This is a genomic window from Pseudoalteromonas sp. J2K-J599 (genome assembly GCF_059295115.2).
Genome location: NZ_CM200272.1, coordinates 593,203 through 610,841, shown reverse-complemented (window position 1 = coordinate 610,841; position 17,639 = coordinate 593,203). Strand labels below are relative to the sequence as shown.

General features: G+C 38.3%; 14 protein-coding genes. 10 read left to right on the top strand and 4 right to left on the bottom strand.

The window, feature by feature from the left end; translation table 11 throughout:
* Positions 1–33: 33 nt before the first annotated feature.
* Positions 34–837 (top strand): DUF1338 domain-containing protein, encoded by an 804-nt coding sequence (locus AC5NT5_RS19525; RefSeq protein ID WP_165724039.1) that lies wholly within the window; start codon positions 34–36, stop codon positions 835–837.
* 79 nt (positions 838–916) lie between these two features.
* Here AC5NT5_RS19525 and AC5NT5_RS19520 read toward each other — a convergent pair whose 3' ends face one another.
* Positions 917–2,197: a flavohemoglobin expression-modulating QEGLA motif protein gene (locus AC5NT5_RS19520; RefSeq protein ID WP_002958615.1), complete on the bottom strand. Its 1,281-nt coding sequence runs from the start codon at positions 2,195–2,197 to the stop codon at positions 917–919.
* 146 nt (positions 2,198–2,343) lie between these two features.
* Here AC5NT5_RS19520 and AC5NT5_RS19515 point away from each other — a divergent pair, with 146 nt between their 5' ends.
* The 7 genes from AC5NT5_RS19515 to AC5NT5_RS19485 all read left to right on the top strand — a co-directional run bounded on the left by AC5NT5_RS19515 (position 2,344) and on the right by AC5NT5_RS19485 (position 9,122).
* Entirely contained in the window at positions 2,344–2,601 is a 258-nt protein-coding gene (locus AC5NT5_RS19515) for a DUF3081 domain-containing protein (RefSeq protein WP_008169639.1), read from the top strand.
* Positions 2,601–2,906, top strand: coding sequence for a hypothetical protein (locus tag AC5NT5_RS19510; protein ID WP_494513513.1), 306 nt, complete (start codon positions 2,601–2,603; stop codon positions 2,904–2,906). The genes AC5NT5_RS19515 and AC5NT5_RS19510 overlap by 1 nt, the downstream gene beginning before the upstream one ends.
* A 409-nt stretch (positions 2,907–3,315) precedes the next feature.
* A complete protein-coding gene (gene betI / locus AC5NT5_RS19505; protein WP_002958618.1) occupies positions 3,316–3,891 on the top strand; it encodes a transcriptional regulator BetI in 576 nt (191 codons plus the stop codon).
* A gap of 1 nt (position 3,892) precedes the next feature.
* Positions 3,893–5,356, top strand: coding sequence for a betaine-aldehyde dehydrogenase (gene betB, locus AC5NT5_RS19500; protein ID WP_182671200.1), 1,464 nt, complete (start codon positions 3,893–3,895; stop codon positions 5,354–5,356).
* Positions 5,357–5,367: 11 nt separating this feature from the next.
* Entirely contained in the window at positions 5,368–7,035 is a 1,668-nt protein-coding gene (betA, locus tag AC5NT5_RS19495) for a choline dehydrogenase (protein WP_002958620.1), read from the top strand.
* Between the two features lie 158 nt (positions 7,036–7,193).
* The gene (locus AC5NT5_RS19490; protein WP_188162324.1) at positions 7,194–8,411 is read left to right on the top strand and encodes a BCCT family transporter; all 1,218 of its coding nucleotides are present in this window, start codon (positions 7,194–7,196) and stop codon (positions 8,409–8,411) included.
* 9 nt (positions 8,412–8,420) lie between these two features.
* Entirely contained in the window at positions 8,421–9,122 is a 702-nt protein-coding gene (locus AC5NT5_RS19485; RefSeq protein ID WP_024603578.1) for a TorF family putative porin, read from the top strand.
* Between the two features lie 78 nt (positions 9,123–9,200).
* Here AC5NT5_RS19485 and AC5NT5_RS19480 read toward each other — a convergent pair whose 3' ends face one another.
* The 3 genes from AC5NT5_RS19480 to fdxA form a co-directional block, all read right to left on the bottom strand.
* On the bottom strand, positions 9,201–10,955 hold the full coding sequence (locus AC5NT5_RS19480) for a putative bifunctional diguanylate cyclase/phosphodiesterase (protein WP_404936367.1): 1,755 nt from the start codon (positions 10,953–10,955) through the stop codon (positions 9,201–9,203).
* A 568-nt stretch (positions 10,956–11,523) separates the two neighbouring features.
* The gene (locus AC5NT5_RS19475; RefSeq protein ID WP_182671196.1) at positions 11,524–13,767 is read right to left on the bottom strand and encodes a carbohydrate binding family 9 domain-containing protein; all 2,244 of its coding nucleotides are present in this window, start codon (positions 13,765–13,767) and stop codon (positions 11,524–11,526) included.
* 136 nt (positions 13,768–13,903) lie between these two features.
* Positions 13,904–14,227 carry a ferredoxin FdxA gene (gene fdxA / locus AC5NT5_RS19470; RefSeq protein WP_002958626.1) on the bottom strand — a complete coding sequence of 108 codons (324 nt, stop codon included), beginning with the start codon at positions 14,225–14,227 and terminating at the stop codon, positions 13,904–13,906.
* A gap of 194 nt (positions 14,228–14,421) precedes the next feature.
* Between fdxA and AC5NT5_RS19465 the strand changes: the two genes are divergently transcribed.
* Entirely contained in the window at positions 14,422–16,029 is a 1,608-nt protein-coding gene (locus tag AC5NT5_RS19465; RefSeq protein ID WP_494513512.1) for an NAD(P)/FAD-dependent oxidoreductase, read from the top strand.
* Between the two features lie 95 nt (positions 16,030–16,124).
* The gene (locus AC5NT5_RS19460; protein ID WP_494513511.1) at positions 16,125–17,624 is read left to right on the top strand and encodes an amidase family protein; all 1,500 of its coding nucleotides are present in this window, start codon (positions 16,125–16,127) and stop codon (positions 17,622–17,624) included.
* Positions 17,625–17,639: the final 15 nt, after the last annotated feature.

The following is a 17,639-nucleotide window of genomic DNA, read 5'->3' as shown; positions in this document are numbered from 1 at the left end:
AATAAAACCAAATTTTAGATTTAAGGACTTAACATGCATACTGATGTAAATACATTATTTGAGAACCTTTGGGAAAACTATTTAAACGTAACTCCATCGGCAGATAAAATTCACGACCTTTTAGGGTCAACGCAAAAAGATGACATCATTAACGATCATATTGCGCTGCGTACATTTAATATAGAAAAAGTGGGTCTTGAAAAGCTCGCCGCTCACTTTTTAGCAATTGGTTACAAAGAATGTGGTGAATACCACTTTGAAGCTAAAAAACTCTACGCAAAGCACTACGAGCATAGCGATCCGAATCAACCAAAAGTGTTTATTTCTGAGCTACTAGTAGAAAAATGCTCGCCAGAGTTACAAGCCATCGTGACAGATATGGTAAGTCAAATTGACGAAAGTGCAGTTACAGCAGACAACTTTTTATATTCAGGCACGCATTGGCAAGTAAGCACCGATACTTACAAACAACTGCTAGCTGAAAGCGAATATGCAGCGTGGATGTCGGCGTGGGGTTACCGTGCCAATCACTTTACCGTAAATATTAATACGCTTGCTAAGTTTGATAACATTCATGATGTTAACCAAGCCCTAAAAGACGCCGGCTTTTCGCTTAATACGTCAGGCGGCGAAGTTAAAGGCTCACCAGAGGTGTTACTAGAGCAATCGTCAACACTTGCTGATGAATACTCTGTTACCTTTAGTGACGGTGATATGAGCATTCCTAGCTGCTTTTATGAGTTTGCTATTCGTTACCCAAAAGCAGACGGCGAGCTTTATACTGGTTTTGTTGCAGCCTCAGCTGACAAAATATTTGAAAGCACGAACGCTCGATAATTACATTTAAAGTACTTTAATTTAAAAGCCCGTTACGGGCTTTTTTTATGTCGATGTGTCGATAAGTTATATTGATGAATTATAAAAATAGCGGTTTATAATCGTTTTCTAACTTTTCAAACGACAAGTCGCCAATAAAACGACCGAAGCTCAACCAAGTTGCCAAACCGCGTAAGTCTTTAAAGTGTGGTGGCACAAATTGTGGGCTCTCTATTACACCTAAATCATGAAGCTGCGATATTAATCTAAAATCATCTATCGATATTTTACCTACCAATAATAAAGGGAGTCTATCTATTCGACCAAGCTGTATTGCAACGCGTATTAAATTATAAACCAGTACAAAGCCTTTAATGTAGGCAATATCTTTTGTAAAAGGCAAACCTGTTGGCGTACTGCCTCTAAATACACGCTGCGCGAGTGTGTAGCTGTCGTCTTTTGATAAACCTTGCGCTACGTAATCACGGTAAATGTCTACAAACTCAGCGCCATCTATTACCTTTGTAACGGCTTGAATACGATTCACTAATTTAGATAAACGCCTTGGAGTTGATTTTAAAGTAATAATTTCGGTTAGTACCGCTAAACCTTCTTGGGTAATAGTAGAGCTTGGCGTACCTTTACTCAAACATGTTAAATAAGGCTGAGCTAAACCATTTTGAGTGGTACCGACGTGTATCCACCCTTCGTGAACTTCTAAGATATCAAGTTCACGCTGCGAAAACTTAACATCTTGATTAAGCTTTATATTATTAGCACCTGCGGCTGCATCACTAACAATACCATCGCTAAGCATTACCTCTACGTTTATGCCTGCCATACTAGCGGTTACTTGCTCAGACAGAATACGCACTGCATCAACAGCATCAATATTTTTAGGGTCGTCAGGCAGTATGTCGGCTATAAGTAAATTTTGCAGCGGTTTATCTAACATATTAGCTAGCTCAGAAAGTGAGGGCTCACCGGCATGAAATAAATCTTTAGGGTGACCAAATAACTCCACCGATAAGTCATGAAACTCTGGCGTTCCACGATACTCAAGCATGCTTAATACTGTTTTATACTCTGTGCACATTTTTCCCATGTATTGAGCTATGGGATTTAACTGCCCCAATTGGTTAATAATGTTACGGTGCAAAGTAGAAAACGCTTGGCGTAACTCGCTAGGTACAAAACCAAGATCGCGCTGTTGATAGTATGCACGATCAATAAGTGGATTTTTTTGACATTTTTGTCTAAAAAACTCCTCTTTAGTTTGTTTATCCCAATTAATAGCATCGAGTATCCTAATAGGCGTTTGCAATGCAATTAATTGATCCGATAACTCACGAGTTTTTAGTAGTAACGCCTTGTCTATCATGGTGTAAGCTCAACAATAAATGAATTTTGAGCATAATTTAAAAAGGCCAAATTACAAAGCAATATCACATTTTTTTAGCTATTGTTTTTAAGATGATCGACCCTCATATCTATATCGTATTAGCTTTTTAATAAAAGGTATAAAACATGAAAAACGAACTCGACAATAAACAGATTTTAGCCGTATATGAACGCATAATTCAAAAAGGTGAAATGACTGATGAAGGCAAACATTATCAGGGAGTTACTGCATATTCAGACGTAGACGGTTACACCGTATATCTACAAGGCAGCGGCGTAGAACTGCGCTTTGGTTTTCATAATACTTACCACCTTGACTACGAACATGAAAAGCATAAAGACGACTTTTTGAAAAAATTATATAACATTGCAAACGAGAGCTAATGCACCCACGAAAACTAAGACACCGCCCGACCAGTAAGCTCAATACTACTTTTATTAATCAAGTAGTAGAAGAGCTTAAAGCTAATCCAAATAAAGTCTCTATTATTCAAGACAACCTAGAACAGTACCGTTCTCAAACTCATTTAAAGCGTGGTTTTTTACTGGCTATAGAGCGCTTTGATTGGGTATTTGAAGCAAGCAAAGATATTGATTTCATTTGCCAGCAAATTTTAGCTGATGACTACATTGGCAATAGACTAAGACGTTACCCCCTACTTTTTAAAGGCGTTATTAATAATGCCTGACCTTTCAATACCAAGCGCTTTAAAACGATAAAACCACAAAGTTTACTCTCCATATAAATTTATTAGAGCACTAAGCAATTGCAGGTTTAGTACTCTTTTGTATCAAAATAATACTATTAGTACTCTAACTATTATTGTTCTAATGATTTTTTGACATTTTATTCATTTATTGCTGTAAACAAATCATTACTATTATTAAATTTAAAAATTAAATTCTCAAGTCACTGTTTTAAATGAAATTAAACAAATAAAAACCTCATCTCCTTTGTCTTATTAATTGCACTTTTATTAATGATTAATCTACATTTTGGCATCTAGGCATTTACTTCAGCCTTGAATTGTTAGAGCTATTACCTTAAGCTTATGTTTATTGAACGTTCAATTAATAAAAATTATGCCTAAAGTCGGAATGGAACCTGTCAGACGTCAGCAGCTAATTGACGCAACTATAGAGTCAGTTGCTACTAAGGGACTACAAGGCACAACAATAAACAGCATTAGTAAAAATGCAGGTTTATCGTCAGGCATCATTAGTCATTATTTTAATGGTAAGCAGGGGTTAATTGAAGCCACGGTTAGATACTTACTAACAAGCTTAAAGCAAGGCTTAATAAGTAAAGTAAATCATCAAACCACTGCCATTGAGCGTTTAATGTTTATTATCGAAGCCAACTTTGCGCTTGTACAACAGCGTAATGATACAACCCGAACGTGGTTAAGTTTTTGGGCGCAATCGATGCATGATGAAGAATTACACAGACTACAAAACGTAAACAGTAAACGCTTGCAAAGTAATTTAGCATTTTCTTTTAAGCAATTAATGCCTATTGAGCAAGCAAATCAAGCTGCAGAACTTAGCGCCGCAATGATCGATGGCCTATGGTTAAGAGCAGTACTGAGTAAATCAGACAATAATCAGTTTAAACACAGTGAAAAGTTAGCAAAGAGCTATGTACTTTCACTTATCAAGCAATATGGAGCCTAGCGTGACTACACCTGTCTATCAAAATTTTATTAACGGCCATTTTCTTGCAAACCAGAGCGGCAAAACATTTGATGTAACAAACCCAGCAACGGGTGAGGTTATTTACGCAGTAGAAATTGCCGACGAATTTATTCAAAACGCAGCCATTGCCAGTGCAAAGCAAGGTTTTGCACAGTGGTCAGCAATGACACCTATTGAACGTAGTCGTATTTTATTAAAAGCAGTGGCTATTTTACGCGAGCGCAATGATGAGCTAGCACTTGTAGAAGTACTCGACACCGGCAAACCAATGCAAGAAGCTAATTGTGTTGATATTGAAACCGGCGCTGATGTAATTGAATACTTTGCAGGCCTTGCGCCAGCACAAGTAGGCCAACAACAAATGGTTGGTGATGACTTTTACTACACACGTAAAGAGCCATTAGGTATCTGTGCGGGTATAGGTGCATGGAACTACCCACTACAAATTGCATGTTGGAAGTCGGGCCCTGCCCTTGCTGCTGGTAATGCATTTATATTCAAACCATCTGAAGAAACACCACTTGGCGCAATTAAACTTGCAGAAATATTTGTTGAAGCTGGCGTACCTGCAGGTGTGTTTAATGTTGTTCAAGGCGCAGGCGATGTAGGCCAGTGGCTAACGCAGCATAGCGATATTGATAAAGTATCGTTTACGGGTGAAGTAGGCACAGGTAAAAAAGTAGTGGCAAGTGCTGCCGGTACGTTAAAAGATGTCACGATGGAACTTGGTGGTAAATCTCCACTATTAGTATTTGATGATGCCAACATAGAGCAAGCGGTTAGCGCTGCTATGTTAGGTAACTTTTATACGCAAGGCGAAATTTGTACTAACTGTACACGTATTTACGTTCATAAAAATGTATATCAGCAGTTTATTGATGAGCTGAAAGCGCGCACTGAGAAAAACATTATTGCTGGCGACCCACAAGATTTAAATACAAACTTTGGCGCACTTATCTCTAAAAAGCACCAAGAACTAGTAATGAGCTACGTTAATAAAGGCATCGAAGAAGGTGCAACGCTATTAACTGGTGGTACAACGCTTTCACCTGAATCTGCACCTAATGGCTATTTTGTAGCACCGACTGTGTTCATTGATTGCAACGACGATATGACAATCGTTAAAGAAGAAATATTTGGCCCTGTAATGAGCGTGCTTGTTTTTGACGACGAAGACGATGTTATTGCACGCGCTAACGCAACCCACCTAGGCTTGGCCGCAGGCGTATTTACTAGCGATATTAAACGTGCGCACCGCGTTATTCACAAGTTACAAGCTGGTATTTGTTGGATTAATGCATACGGTAACTCACCTGCTGAAATGCCAGTTGGCGGTTATAAGCAATCGGGTATTGGCCGTGAAAATGGTATACAAACTCTTGATCAATACACGCAAACTAAGTCTATTTATGTTGGTATGGCCGACATAGAAAGCCCATTTTAAGGCGCCCTACTATGAGTAATCATTACGACTATATTATTGTTGGCGCGGGTTCGGCGGGTTGTGTTTTAGCAAACCGTTTATCTGAAGATTCAAGTAACCGCGTGTTACTACTTGAAACTGGCGGTAGTGATAAAAGTATTTTTATAAAAATGCCAACCGCGTTATCTATTCCTATGAATAGTGACAAATATGCATGGCAGTTTCATACGCAGCCTGAGCCTCATTTAGATAACCGTGAGATGCATTGTCCTCGAGGCAAAGTATTAGGCGGCTCGTCATCTATCAACGGCATGGTATACGTACGTGGCCATGCAAAAGATTTTGACGAATGGCAGCAACACGGTGCAAACGGCTGGGATTACCAATCGTGTTTACCGTATTTTCAAAAAGCAGAAAGCTTTTATCTTGGTGAAAATACTTACCGTGGTGGCAAAGGCCCGCTTGGCGTTAATAACGGCAACGAAATGAAAAACCCGCTTTACCGCACCTTTATCAAAGCAGGTGTACAAGCCGGTTACGCGTCTACAGATGATTATAATGCATCGCAGCAAGAGGGTTTTGGCCCAATGCACATGACTGTAAAAGACGGCGTGCGCAGCTCTGCTTCGCGTGAGTATTTAGACCCTGTTAAATCGCGTAGTAATTTAACAATTATTACAGGTGCACTAGCACAGCGCGTGATTTTAGATGGTAAAAAAGCCACTGGCATTGAATACAAAGTAAATGGCGACGTTAAAACTGCACATGCTGCAAAGGACGTTATATTAAGTGCAGGCCCTATCGGCTCTCCACATATTTTACAACTCTCTGGTATTGGTGATACTCAAGCGCTTGAAAAAGCAGGCGTTGAAGTACAGCATCATCTACCAGGTGTAGGTCAAAACTTACAAGATCATCTTGAGTTTTACTTTCAATACAAGTGTAAGCAACCTATCACGCTTAATGGCAAACTAGGCATTGTTTCAAAAGGGTTGATTGGTGCGCGCTGGTTATTAACGCGTTCGGGTTTAGGTGCAACGAATCATTTTGAATCGTGTGCGTTTATTCGCTCAAAACCAGGGGTTGAATGGCCAGATATTCAATATCACTTTTTACCAGCGGCTATGCGTTACGATGGTAGAAGTGCATTTGCAGGTCATGGTTTTCAGGTACATGTTGGTCATAACAAACCAAAAAGTCGCGGTAGTGTCACTATTGCTTCTGCGAACCCTGAGCAACCACCAACCATTTTATTTAATTACCTTGAACACCAAGACGATATTGAAGGCTTTAGAGCGTGCGTTCGCTTAACACGCGACATAATCGAACAAAGTGCCTTTGATGAATACCGCGATGAAGAAATTCAACCAGGTAAACATATTCAAACAGATGAAGAAATAGATGCCTTTGTACGCCAAGCCGTAGAAAGTGCCTACCACCCTTCTTGCTCATGCAAAATGGGTGAAGATGATATGGCCGTTGTTAATTCAAATACGCAAGTACATGGTATTGAAGGACTACGTGTTGTTGACTCATCTATATTCCCAACAGTTCCTAACGGAAACTTGAATGCGCCTACTATTATGGTTGCCGAAAAAGCAGCTGACATAATTTTAGGTAAAGAACCATTACAGAAATCGGATGTGAATGTTGCCATAACAACAAACTGGCAAGAAACACAACGTAGTACGGAGATCTAACTTTAGCCACATGCTTAGGTTTAGTCTCGTCGGGCTAAACCAATGCGTGCCTTGCAGTGGCACACGATGTAAATAGGTTACGTTGTGTTAATGCGAGAATAAAACAATAAAATACGGAGTGCTTATGAATTATTTTTATTCATTACTGGAGGGTAACAATGACTATATGGCTTAATGCAGGCATCATTTTTACCTTACTTGCTATTATCACTATTTTAATTAAATGGGGTAATGTTCGCGTAGTAGGTGTAACACCAGTTCGAACCTTTACGTTTATAGCAATACTATTTACTTCTGGCCTAGATGTTGGCCTTATTATGTTTCCTTTAACTGAGTTTGCAGGTTATGCAGACATAAAAGCAAGCCCAGAATACGCGTTTGCAAATCCACTGGCTATTGAGTTTGGCTACTGGGGATTTTTGATCTGGGGATTTTACTTTCTTACGTGCTTTTATTTCTGTGTAATAGAACCTAAAGTGAAATTTTTCGAAATTCCTTGGGTTAAATTTATCAATAACGTAGTAATTATTGGTACATGTGCATTTACCGCTTATTTGCTGCTTACAAACCTACCGTGGTATTTACCCGAATTAGGTGATGGAACAAGTATAGTTTCTGAGTTTTACTTAATTGTATTCGCGGCTATTTGTTTTGCTGTGTACTCAAGTACTGATATTAAATATGTACGTATTTTAAGTATTTCTACTACGTGGTTATTCTTAGCTTTAATCGCCTTTATGTGGACTGGCGCATTTGTGATAGGTGATAGTCAAATGTCAGCATTTACAGATAACTTAGGTTCTATTGGTACTTACTTTGCAAACATTAATGAATTTGTTTTACCGCTTAATGATTACCATGAGTTTTACTTATTCTGGTGGTTTGCGTGGAGCATAATGATTGGTCAATTTACATCACGCTTTGTTGGTGGACTTAAAACATACCAAGTATTAGGTGCAATGTTGATTTTCCCTTCTATTCCTATTGCGATTTGGTTTAGCGTACTTTATCACTACCATGAAGCGGGCATCCCAACTCAAGGTATTAAAAACTTCGCTATGGTATTTGTAGGTATTGTATTTGTAATTAACTCACTTGATTCGTTAGTGCGTTTATATACAGATAACCTAAACTTTACCGTAAAGCGTTTTGGCAAAATGAAATACATAATCGGAAATGTTGTTGCTCTATCATTACTTACACTATTGTTTAAATTAGAATTTTTACAAATTCAGTGGGTAGGCGCATTAGTTATCGGCTTGTTCTTTATCTGTGCAGCCTTTATTGGTTACAGTAAATTTAAAACAGTAACGAATATAGATAGCTCACCAAAAGCAAATGCAATTGATTACACAAAAATAGACACAGTACACTAGGGATTAATAATGAATAACAAACTAAAACAACTTGTAGTAGCACTACCATTTGCACTTTTATCAACAACAGCAGCAGCTGATTGGTCAACAACAATCACTGCAGCGTCTGACTACACTTTTAATGGTGTGACACAGACCGATAGCGACCCTGCAATTCAAGGCAGCTTAGATTATGCCTTTGATAGTGGTGTTTACGCTGGTGTTTGGGCTTCAAACGTAGATTTTGGTGACGACACTGATTTTGAGCTTGATGCTTACTTAGGTAAATATGTACAACTTGATGAGCAATTTAGCGTTGATTACGGTATTGCTTATTACACTTATCAAGGTAATAACAGTGACGGTAACTACGCTGAAGCTTACACTAAGTTTGGTTATGCAAGTGAATACGGCCAAACTGAGCTTAACTTTTGGTATAGCTGGGATTACTTTGGAACAGGTGCGGGTCATGTAATTTCAATGGTTGCTCACACGTATGAACTAGCTCCAAATCACGCACTACGTGCAAGTTTTGATATTTCAAACTCACTTGATGGTGAAAAGTGGGCTTGGGATACAAACCAGAAAAAATCGTACAAGCACTACCGCCTAGCTTATCAAACAAGCTACGAAGGTTTTGGTATTGAAGTGGCTGCTGAAAACACTAGCTTAGATTACGATTATGCTGATGAGCGTATTGTACTTGCTGTTTCACGCACATTTGATCTTTAATACATCAATTACTGAGTAAACAAAAATGCCACTCTATTTAGAGTGGCATTTTTATTTGTAAACTAACTAACTAACTAACTAACTAACAATATCCCACGCACTTGTACCCGATGCAGAAAGATTGCTGGTGTTATTACGTAATACTTTATTGCCTACATTAGCTGATGACTCAGGTCGGCTTACTAAGTACCCCTGAACAGAGCTCACCCCCATTTTTTTAACAAGCTCAAACTGCCCTATTTCTTCAACGCCCTCAGCTACAATTTTAAGGCCCAGCTTTTGTCCAAGTTCACTAATTGTATTTAATATGTCATTGTATTTTTGGCTTTTATTGGCTTGTGCTATAAACGAGCGATCAATTTTAATAACATCAATTGGTAAATCCGCTAATGTACTTAACGAGCTAAAACCGGTACCAAAGTCATCAATTGCAATAGTGATGCCTTCTTCTCTTAGTCTAGTTAGCTCTTTAATTATTTTAGGGCTGGCTTGGATAAATGTTGATTCGGTAATTTCAAGCATTAAAGACGTCGCCGGTAAGCCGGTTTTTTTTAGTTTCTTCATTATCCAATCATAAATATCGCGGTGCTTTAACTGAATGCCCGAAACGTTAACTGATATTTTTACTTTGCGCATACCTGCATTATGCCATGCGGCCATTTGCCGACACGATTCAAGCATAATCCAATCGCCAAGCTCTAATATTAAATTAGACTCTTCTGCTATTGGAATAAATTCTGAAGGTGGGATCATACCCTCAACTGGGTGGTCCCAGCGTGCAAGAGCTTCAAAATAATCAATCATACAATCTTCAACATGCACAATTGGCTGAAAAGATAAGTAAAAATCTTTACACGCGAGCGCTAAACGCAATTCTTCGAGTAAATAATGGTAACGGCGCATTTTGTTACCCATTTCTGGCGAGTAAACTTTAAATATTCCCTTACCATCACTTTTAGCTCTATACATAGCTACATCGGCTAATTGTAAAAGCGCTTGAGGCGTTGATGCACTTTCTGGGTAAGCCGCAATACCAATGCTGGCACTAATTTTTACTATTTTATTACCAAGCACAAAGTCTTTTTCAAGCTCACTTAGCACGTGCTTTGCAATTTCAACAACTCTGTCGCTATCATCAAGTAGTTCTATAAATATGGAGAATTCGTCCCCTCCTAACCTTGATAAATTTTGCTCTAATTGGTTAGCGCTATTAATATTGCTTAACTTATGGTGACGTAAAACATTTGCAAGTCGACTGGCCACTTGAACTAATATCTCATCACCAAAACTGTGGCCAAACGAGTCATTTACTTGTTTAAAGCCATCCAAGTCGATAAATAGAAGCGCACACTTGAGATCTTCCTGATTAGCATGATTTATTTGTCTGTCTATGTGTTCAATATATGCATGGCGGTCAATTAACTGCGTCAGTTTATCTTGGCAAATACTTGTTTGAGTTTGTTTTACATAATTAACTACATGTGAATTTAAGCTATTTATAGATTGGCTTAAGCTGCTTACACCCAACGGATTCTCTGGCGGTGTAACTTGTAAATTAAACGCCGTAAGTAAACTATTGGCTTGGCGGTTAAGCTCCGCTATTTGATTTTTATAATGACGTTTTCTACGTTCTCTACGTAAGTAGATACCTGAGCCAAATATCAATATACATAAAAATAAAAAGTTCATGGGTGATGAGAGTGTCATCATGATTAACTTATTAGAATCAGCGGCTACAAATTGGGTATCAGTGGTTTTGATAAGTAAAAAATCAGCTGTTGGCTGCTCAATTATATAATGGCCATTTAAAATGGGATTATACCAAGGAGCCATATCAAGGGAGGTATTCGTGATCTCGAAACTTCGTATATCAATATTAGTCTGAAATAGATTTATACGGTTGATCTGATTAGTTAACTCTATGTTTATGCAGAAACAAAATAGAACTATGATTAAGAAAATAAAACCGAGCGGCTTAAGTTTATTCATAAAAAAATCCATCTATTTTGCTTCTCCTATCAAACCTATTACCAAAAGCGGATTATATCGCTTGCATTTAGTACTACGCAAGCATTGATATAACCCTAAGCCATTAGAATAACAAAAAATTGTAACGATAATGGATTAACTAACTATATCTACATATAGTATAGATGGGATTAATAAAAATAAACAAAAACGTTTCAATTGTTTAAAATTTAATACATTCGGTATATAAGCTTTGTCGTTTTTTTTGCCGCATTAATCTATGCCTCACCACTACAGCTTTAAGTACTTATATTTACTCAACCTTAATCGCATTTGCTCCGCTGTCGTACATCATTTAAAAAATTATTCTTGCGCATTATGCATTGCTACTCAAACTAGTAAGAATTATCGCTAATAAAGTTATTATTAATGTTTAAAGCTGCCATGCATAGCTAACTTTTGTAAATAAGGTACGTTGATCCCGCTCAATATTTTTAAGTGAATCGTCTTGGTAACCTCTATCTGAGTAACCCAAATAAAACAGTGTTTGCGCATTAATTTTATATGAGTAAACAAGCTGACTACCATAGTCTTTGTTAATTTGGCTAACTTGATAAAAGTAGGCATTTTCGTCTCTATCAATATCTTCAAATTGTAAAATAAGCTTAAGAATTGAACGCATACTAAATTTATAATGAAGCCTAAAATCAACTAAGTTAGCTGTAAATACACGCTCCCCTTGTGGGTTATCTAATTGGCTGTAGTTATGTTTTACATCGAGCTGCCAATGGTCGTTAATGTCCCACACCATTTGGGTTTGGGTGTCAAACGCATCGCCTAATTGCTCATTTGCATAATCAATGCGGCTAGCGTATTCAACATATAATGATAACTTTAAATCTTTAGTGGGTTTAAAGCCCGTATAAATGTAACCAATATTTTGATTATAAAAATTGTCATTATAATTTTCATAACGGTGTACTAAACCAATTTCAAAAATAGATTGTTTTTGACCTTTAAAACTCAAAAAGCCTTCGTACTCTTCTTCAAGTAAGTCGCCATTTTGTGCCCACGTTTTATCCCAGTCAGCTTCGTATGACCACGAGGTAAGTAAATCAGACTCATCTCTGTACCATGTTTGTCCGCCACCAAAGCCTACTTTTTCATAATCGACTTTAGCTTGATAACCTAAATCAGTGCGGTAGTCCTGCCCAATATTTTCATAAGATGCAAATAATTTGTAATCACGTTTATCGCGGGTAAGTTCTAGAGCATAAGCTTCATCTGATTGAGTTTCAGATAAGTTATAGTTTTGAATTAAAAATTCAGAGTTACGAGTATCAGCAGATGACACTTGATACAAAAGAGTATCCGATTGATTAAACCAGTAGGTACCATCCACTGATAATACAGTGTTGTGATAGTCATCACTTTCTCTGTGCGTGCTTGAAATACCAATAGTACCTTGCTGACCTAAGTCATATTGATAACGCCCTGCGGCTGCATTCGTTTTTTCGTTTAAGCTTGCAAAGCCAGAGCCCTGATTCGTTGGCAGTAAAATATTACTATTGTCGTCATCAGCTAGCATTAGCGCATAACTATGATCACCCGTTTTACCCGTCAGCTTTGCACCTAAAGTAGGCTCTGCAATTGTACGTGTGTATAAAAGCTCAAATAAGCTACTTTTAAAGTAAGAAGCACCATCTAAAAAGAAAGGACGTTTTTCAGCGTAATAAATTGAGAAGGTTGTATTTACATCAAGCTCTAAAGAGTCAGTTTCTACTTGCGAAAAATCAGGATTAATTGTCGCGTTTAAAACAGCATCTTTTGTTAAACCCCAGCGTAAATCTAAGCCCACTTCAGTATCTATATCACCCTTATCCCAATCACCTGGCAACGCAGATTTATTATCGTTACGCAGTGTGGTTAATGTAGGTGTTAATTGGATATTTTTACTTGATTCAATGTCACTAAAGCCAACTAACTTATCAAACTGGCAAAGGCTGCATTTCACATTTCTATCAAACCCCATATTTGATAGCTGATATAGCACATCACGTTGATAGTTTCTCATTACAGAAAAACCCCACGTTAGCTCATTTTGATTTTCGGGGAAACGTAGTGCTTTAAAAGGAATACGCATTTCAACAACATAACCTTGTTCGTTAATTTGCCCTGCGCTATCCCAAATAGCATTCCATGAGGTATCAGAGCTCCAGCCATCAGTGTCTGTCATTCGTATATCGCCTTGCGCGCCCAGCGGGTTCACATGGAATTCATAACCACTGCGTTCATCATTAAATGTATCAATAACAAGAATAACTACGTCGTCTTCCCATAGCGTATCGCGATCACGAAGTGATGCACGAATTTGCGTGGGGTCTGGGTCTTGTGCAACATAGGCAACATATAAGTTAGTGCCATCTTCGTAAATAAAGGCATCAGTTTTTACAGGGGGTGTGCCTTTTTCGTTAGGCTCATCTTGGTAGAGTAAAGATATACGTGTTGCATTTTGCCAGTGCGCCTCATCCATAACACCATCAACGGTGATATTTGAATTAATACGGGACAAGGATACTTGCTGTTTTTTAGCCGCTACATCTAGGCTTGAAAGTAATAAAGCGAAACTTAAAAATAGGAAGGTTAACTTTTTTATTATAGTTATAAAGTACTGCATAAACATCCATTTAGACTGTAATTACTCATAAGGAGCAACTTAAGCTGAGGATTGTAATTTATCCAGGTACATTTGTTAATACTTTGAAATGAAAAATTAACTATTTAATGATAAAGGAGTAACTAATTGTTATATATTACGTTTCGAGTAGTTTAAGCTTATCGTCTATGCCATTCCATACATCAGCGTCCTCTGGTGCAGGTTTAACCTCTGTAATGCGCGGCCAGACCAGTGCAAGTTCAGCATTCAATTCAGTAAACTCTTTTTGAGACTCTGGTAGCTCATCTTCTTGGTATATCGCATCAGCTGAACACTCAGGGACACATAAGCCACAATCAATACAATCAATCGGGCTAATTGCTAAAAAATTAGGGCCTTCAAAAAATGCATCTGCTGGGCACACTGATACGCAATCGGTGTACTTACATTTTATACAATTTTCGGTGACAACAAACGCCATACTATTTTAATACCTAAGATTTTGAACAACAGTTGTGGATCATACCCATCCACTCCAAAAATACAATAAATAAGTGCCATATCAGGCTATTTTAACGTAAAATGCGCGCCTAATGTTTGCACACTCGTTGTGCCCTGCATCCCCTTATTGTGAGCGGTAATAATACCCCGCTATGACACCTAAAAGAGATATAAATGATACGTTTAACCGAAATAAAGCTGCCACTTGATCATGACGAAGACGCAATTGGTCAAGCAATTGTAAATAAACTAAAAATCCAACCTGAACAATTGCACAGTTTTAATGTGTTTAAACGTGGTTATGATGCACGTAAAAAATCAGCTATTTTACTTATTTATACACTCGATATAGAAGTTGATAACGAAGCCGAGCTACTCGCAGCATTTGAAAAAGACCAGCATGTAAAAGTAGCACCAGACACAAGTTATAAATTTGTAGCCCAAGCTAACAATAATATCAAAGAGCGCCCTGTCGTGATTGGTTTTGGTCCTTGTGGTTTATTTGCGGGCTTATTACTTGCTCAAATGGGCTTTAAACCCATTATATTAGAGCGCGGTAAAGAAGTACGTGAACGTACAAAAGACACGTTTGGCTTTTGGCGTAAACGCACACTTAATACAGAATCAAATGTACAATTTGGTGAAGGTGGCGCAGGTACATTCTCAGACGGTAAGTTATACAGCCAAGTAAAAGATCCAAAGCATTATGGCCGAAAAGTCATTACTGAATTTGTAGAAGCAGGCGCACCCGATGAAATTTTATACGTAAGTAAGCCACACATTGGTACGTTTAAACTTGTCACCATGATTGAAAAAATGCGCGCTCGTATAATAGAACTCGGCGGCGAAATTCGCTTTAGCACACGTGTTGATGATATTCATTTAGATGACGGGCAAGTAACAGGTTTAACGCTTTCAAATGGCGAGAAGCTAAACACTCGCCATGTTGTATTAGCCGTTGGCCACAGCGCACGTGACACGTTTGATATGATCCACAAAAAAGGGATTTATGTTGAAGCAAAGCCATTTTCAGTCGGTTTTAGAATCGAACATAAACAATCTATGATCGATGAATGTCGTTTTGGCTCAAATGCAGGAAACCCAATTTTGGGCTCTGCCGATTATAAACTTGTTCATCACTGCGACAATGGCCGCACCGTTTACAGCTTTTGTATGTGCCCAGGTGGCACAGTAGTCGCGGCAACCTCTGAAGAAGGCCGCGTTGTTACCAATGGTATGAGCCAATATTCACGAAGTGAGCGCAACGCTAACAGCGCTATTGTGGTAGGCATATCACCGGAGCAAGATTTTCCAGGTAATCCACTTGCTGGAATAGACTTACAACGCAAACTTGAAGAGCAAGCGTATGAGCTTGGCGGTAGCAACTATGATGCACCAGCCCAGTTAATTGGAGATTTCTTAAAAGGTAAATCATCAGCAGACTTAGGTGAAGTACAACCCTCTTACACACCTGGTATTAAGTTAACTGACTTGAGCAAAGTGTTACCACAATTTGCAATTGATGCTCTTCGCGAAGCGATACCAGCGTTTAATAAACAAATTCGTGGTTTTTCAACTAACGACGGTTTATTAACCGGCGTTGAAACACGTACTTCGTCGCCTATTAGCATTAAGCGTGATAAAACATTCCAAAGTATTAACACCAAAGGGCTTTACCCTGCAGGTGAAGGCGCAGGTTACGCTGGCGGTATTTTATCAGCGGGTATTGATGGTATTAAAGCAGCTGAAGCAGTCGCACTGTCTATGTTAGAAAACGCTTAAACCTCTTTTTTAAGCTGTTTATCGAAAAGCCTCACTTTGTGAGGTTTTTTTGTGCTAAATGTATAGAAAATAATAACACCTCAAGCACCTCAACAATGATCAAAACATTTACCTTTTCGTTGCTTATTGTATTAGCAATTTTTAACGCTAAAGCACAAGAGCTAAAAACCATCGATGAAATCCACACTGCATATAAAAATAACTCTATTAATGCACAGCAACTCACCCAAAGTTATATAGAGCGAATTAATAAACTTAACCCACAATACAATGCAGTTATTAGTATTGAACCTACAGCTATTGCTCAAGCTAAAACGTTAGATGAACTTGCCGCCAAAGGCTCTTGGGCAGGTCCATTACACGGAATACCTGTACTTCTTAAAGATAATATAGAAACGAAGGGCACACTTCCCACAACGGCTGGCTCTTTAGCACTTAAAAATAACGTTACTAATAATGATGCTTTTGTTGTTAAACAACTACGTAATGCGGGCGCTATAATTTTAGGCAAAGCTAATTTAAGTGAATGGGCAAATTTTCGTTCATCCTATTCATCGTCAGGCTGGAGTGCCGTAGGCGGACAAACACATAATGCGCACGATGTAACACGTAATCCATGTGGTTCTAGTGCAGGCTCTGCTGTGGCAGTCGCACTTAACTTTGCGCCCATAGCATTAGGGACTGAAACAGACGGTTCAATTACGTGCCCTGCCTCAGTAAATGGAGTTTATGCAATAAAACCGAGTATGGGCCAAGTATCACGCTCAGGTGTTGTGCCTCTTTCTAGTAGTCAAGATTCATTAGGGCCGATGGCGCATTCACTTAAAGATGCACTGCTGGTTTTGTCGGTTTTGCAAGGTGAGGACCCCCTTGATGCAACAACTACAGGGTTTGAATTAAAAGCAGGTAATCTAAAATCAAAATCGTCACTTATTATTGGTGCGCTACCTAGCGATAAATTTACAATTGAAACGCAGCGCCTTTATGCCAAGCAGTTACAAGCATTAAAACAGGCTGGGCACACTGTTATTAATGTAGATATTACTGATAACTTAGATACGCTATTTGTTGATGAATACTATATTTTACTTTACGACTTTAAAGCTGAAATTAATCACTACCTCGCAAGCACTCCCGCACAAGTAGCTGTTAAAAGCCTAAAAGCACTTATTAATTTTAATATTCAAAATAAAAATACAGAAATGCCCCACTTTAAGCAAGATATCCTAGTTAAATCGCAGGCTATTGATTTAACTAACAAACAAAAATACCAAGAGACTAAAGAACGCTATCGAACTTTAGCAACGACAGCCATTGTTAATGTATATAAAAACAACAAGCTTGATATTGTTATAGCGCCTACAGTATCACCCGCCTGGAAAACAGACTTAGTTAATGGTGATAATTTTAATGGCAGTAGTAGTTCGTTATCTGCTATTGCAGGCACAACGCACATAACCCTACCTGTCGGAAAAGTAAGTGGTTTACCTGTTGGTTTGTCCATAATAGCAAATAAAGAGGACGAGCAAGCGGCTTATTTATACGCAAATATTATTGATGAGGTGTTATCATCAGGCACAAAAAAACCTGAGTAAACTCAGGTTTTTTAA

Coding starts and splice junctions, on each gene's coding strand:
- AC5NT5_RS19525 (WP_165724039.1), top strand. CDS start 34: ATGCATACTGATGTAAATACATTATTTGAGAACCTTTGGGAAAACTAT.
- AC5NT5_RS19520 (WP_002958615.1), bottom strand. CDS start 2,197: ATGATAGACAAGGCGTTACTACTAAAAACTCGTGAGTTATCGGATCAA.
- AC5NT5_RS19515 (WP_008169639.1), top strand. CDS start 2,344: ATGAAAAACGAACTCGACAATAAACAGATTTTAGCCGTATATGAACGC.
- AC5NT5_RS19510 (WP_494513513.1), top strand. CDS start 2,601: ATGCACCCACGAAAACTAAGACACCGCCCGACCAGTAAGCTCAATACT.
- betI (WP_002958618.1), top strand. CDS start 3,316: ATGGAACCTGTCAGACGTCAGCAGCTAATTGACGCAACTATAGAGTCA.
- betA (WP_002958620.1), top strand. CDS start 5,368: ATGAGTAATCATTACGACTATATTATTGTTGGCGCGGGTTCGGCGGGT.
- AC5NT5_RS19490 (WP_188162324.1), top strand. CDS start 7,194: ATGACTATATGGCTTAATGCAGGCATCATTTTTACCTTACTTGCTATT.
- AC5NT5_RS19485 (WP_024603578.1), top strand. CDS start 8,421: ATGAATAACAAACTAAAACAACTTGTAGTAGCACTACCATTTGCACTT.
- AC5NT5_RS19480 (WP_404936367.1), bottom strand. CDS start 10,955: ATGGCTCCTTGGTATAATCCCATTTTAAATGGCCATTATATAATTGAG.
- AC5NT5_RS19475 (WP_182671196.1), bottom strand. CDS start 13,767: ATGCAGTACTTTATAACTATAATAAAAAAGTTAACCTTCCTATTTTTA.
- fdxA (WP_002958626.1), bottom strand. CDS start 14,227: ATGGCGTTTGTTGTCACCGAAAATTGTATAAAATGTAAGTACACCGAT.
- AC5NT5_RS19465 (WP_494513512.1), top strand. CDS start 14,422: ATGATACGTTTAACCGAAATAAAGCTGCCACTTGATCATGACGAAGAC.
- AC5NT5_RS19460 (WP_494513511.1), top strand. CDS start 16,125: ATGATCAAAACATTTACCTTTTCGTTGCTTATTGTATTAGCAATTTTT.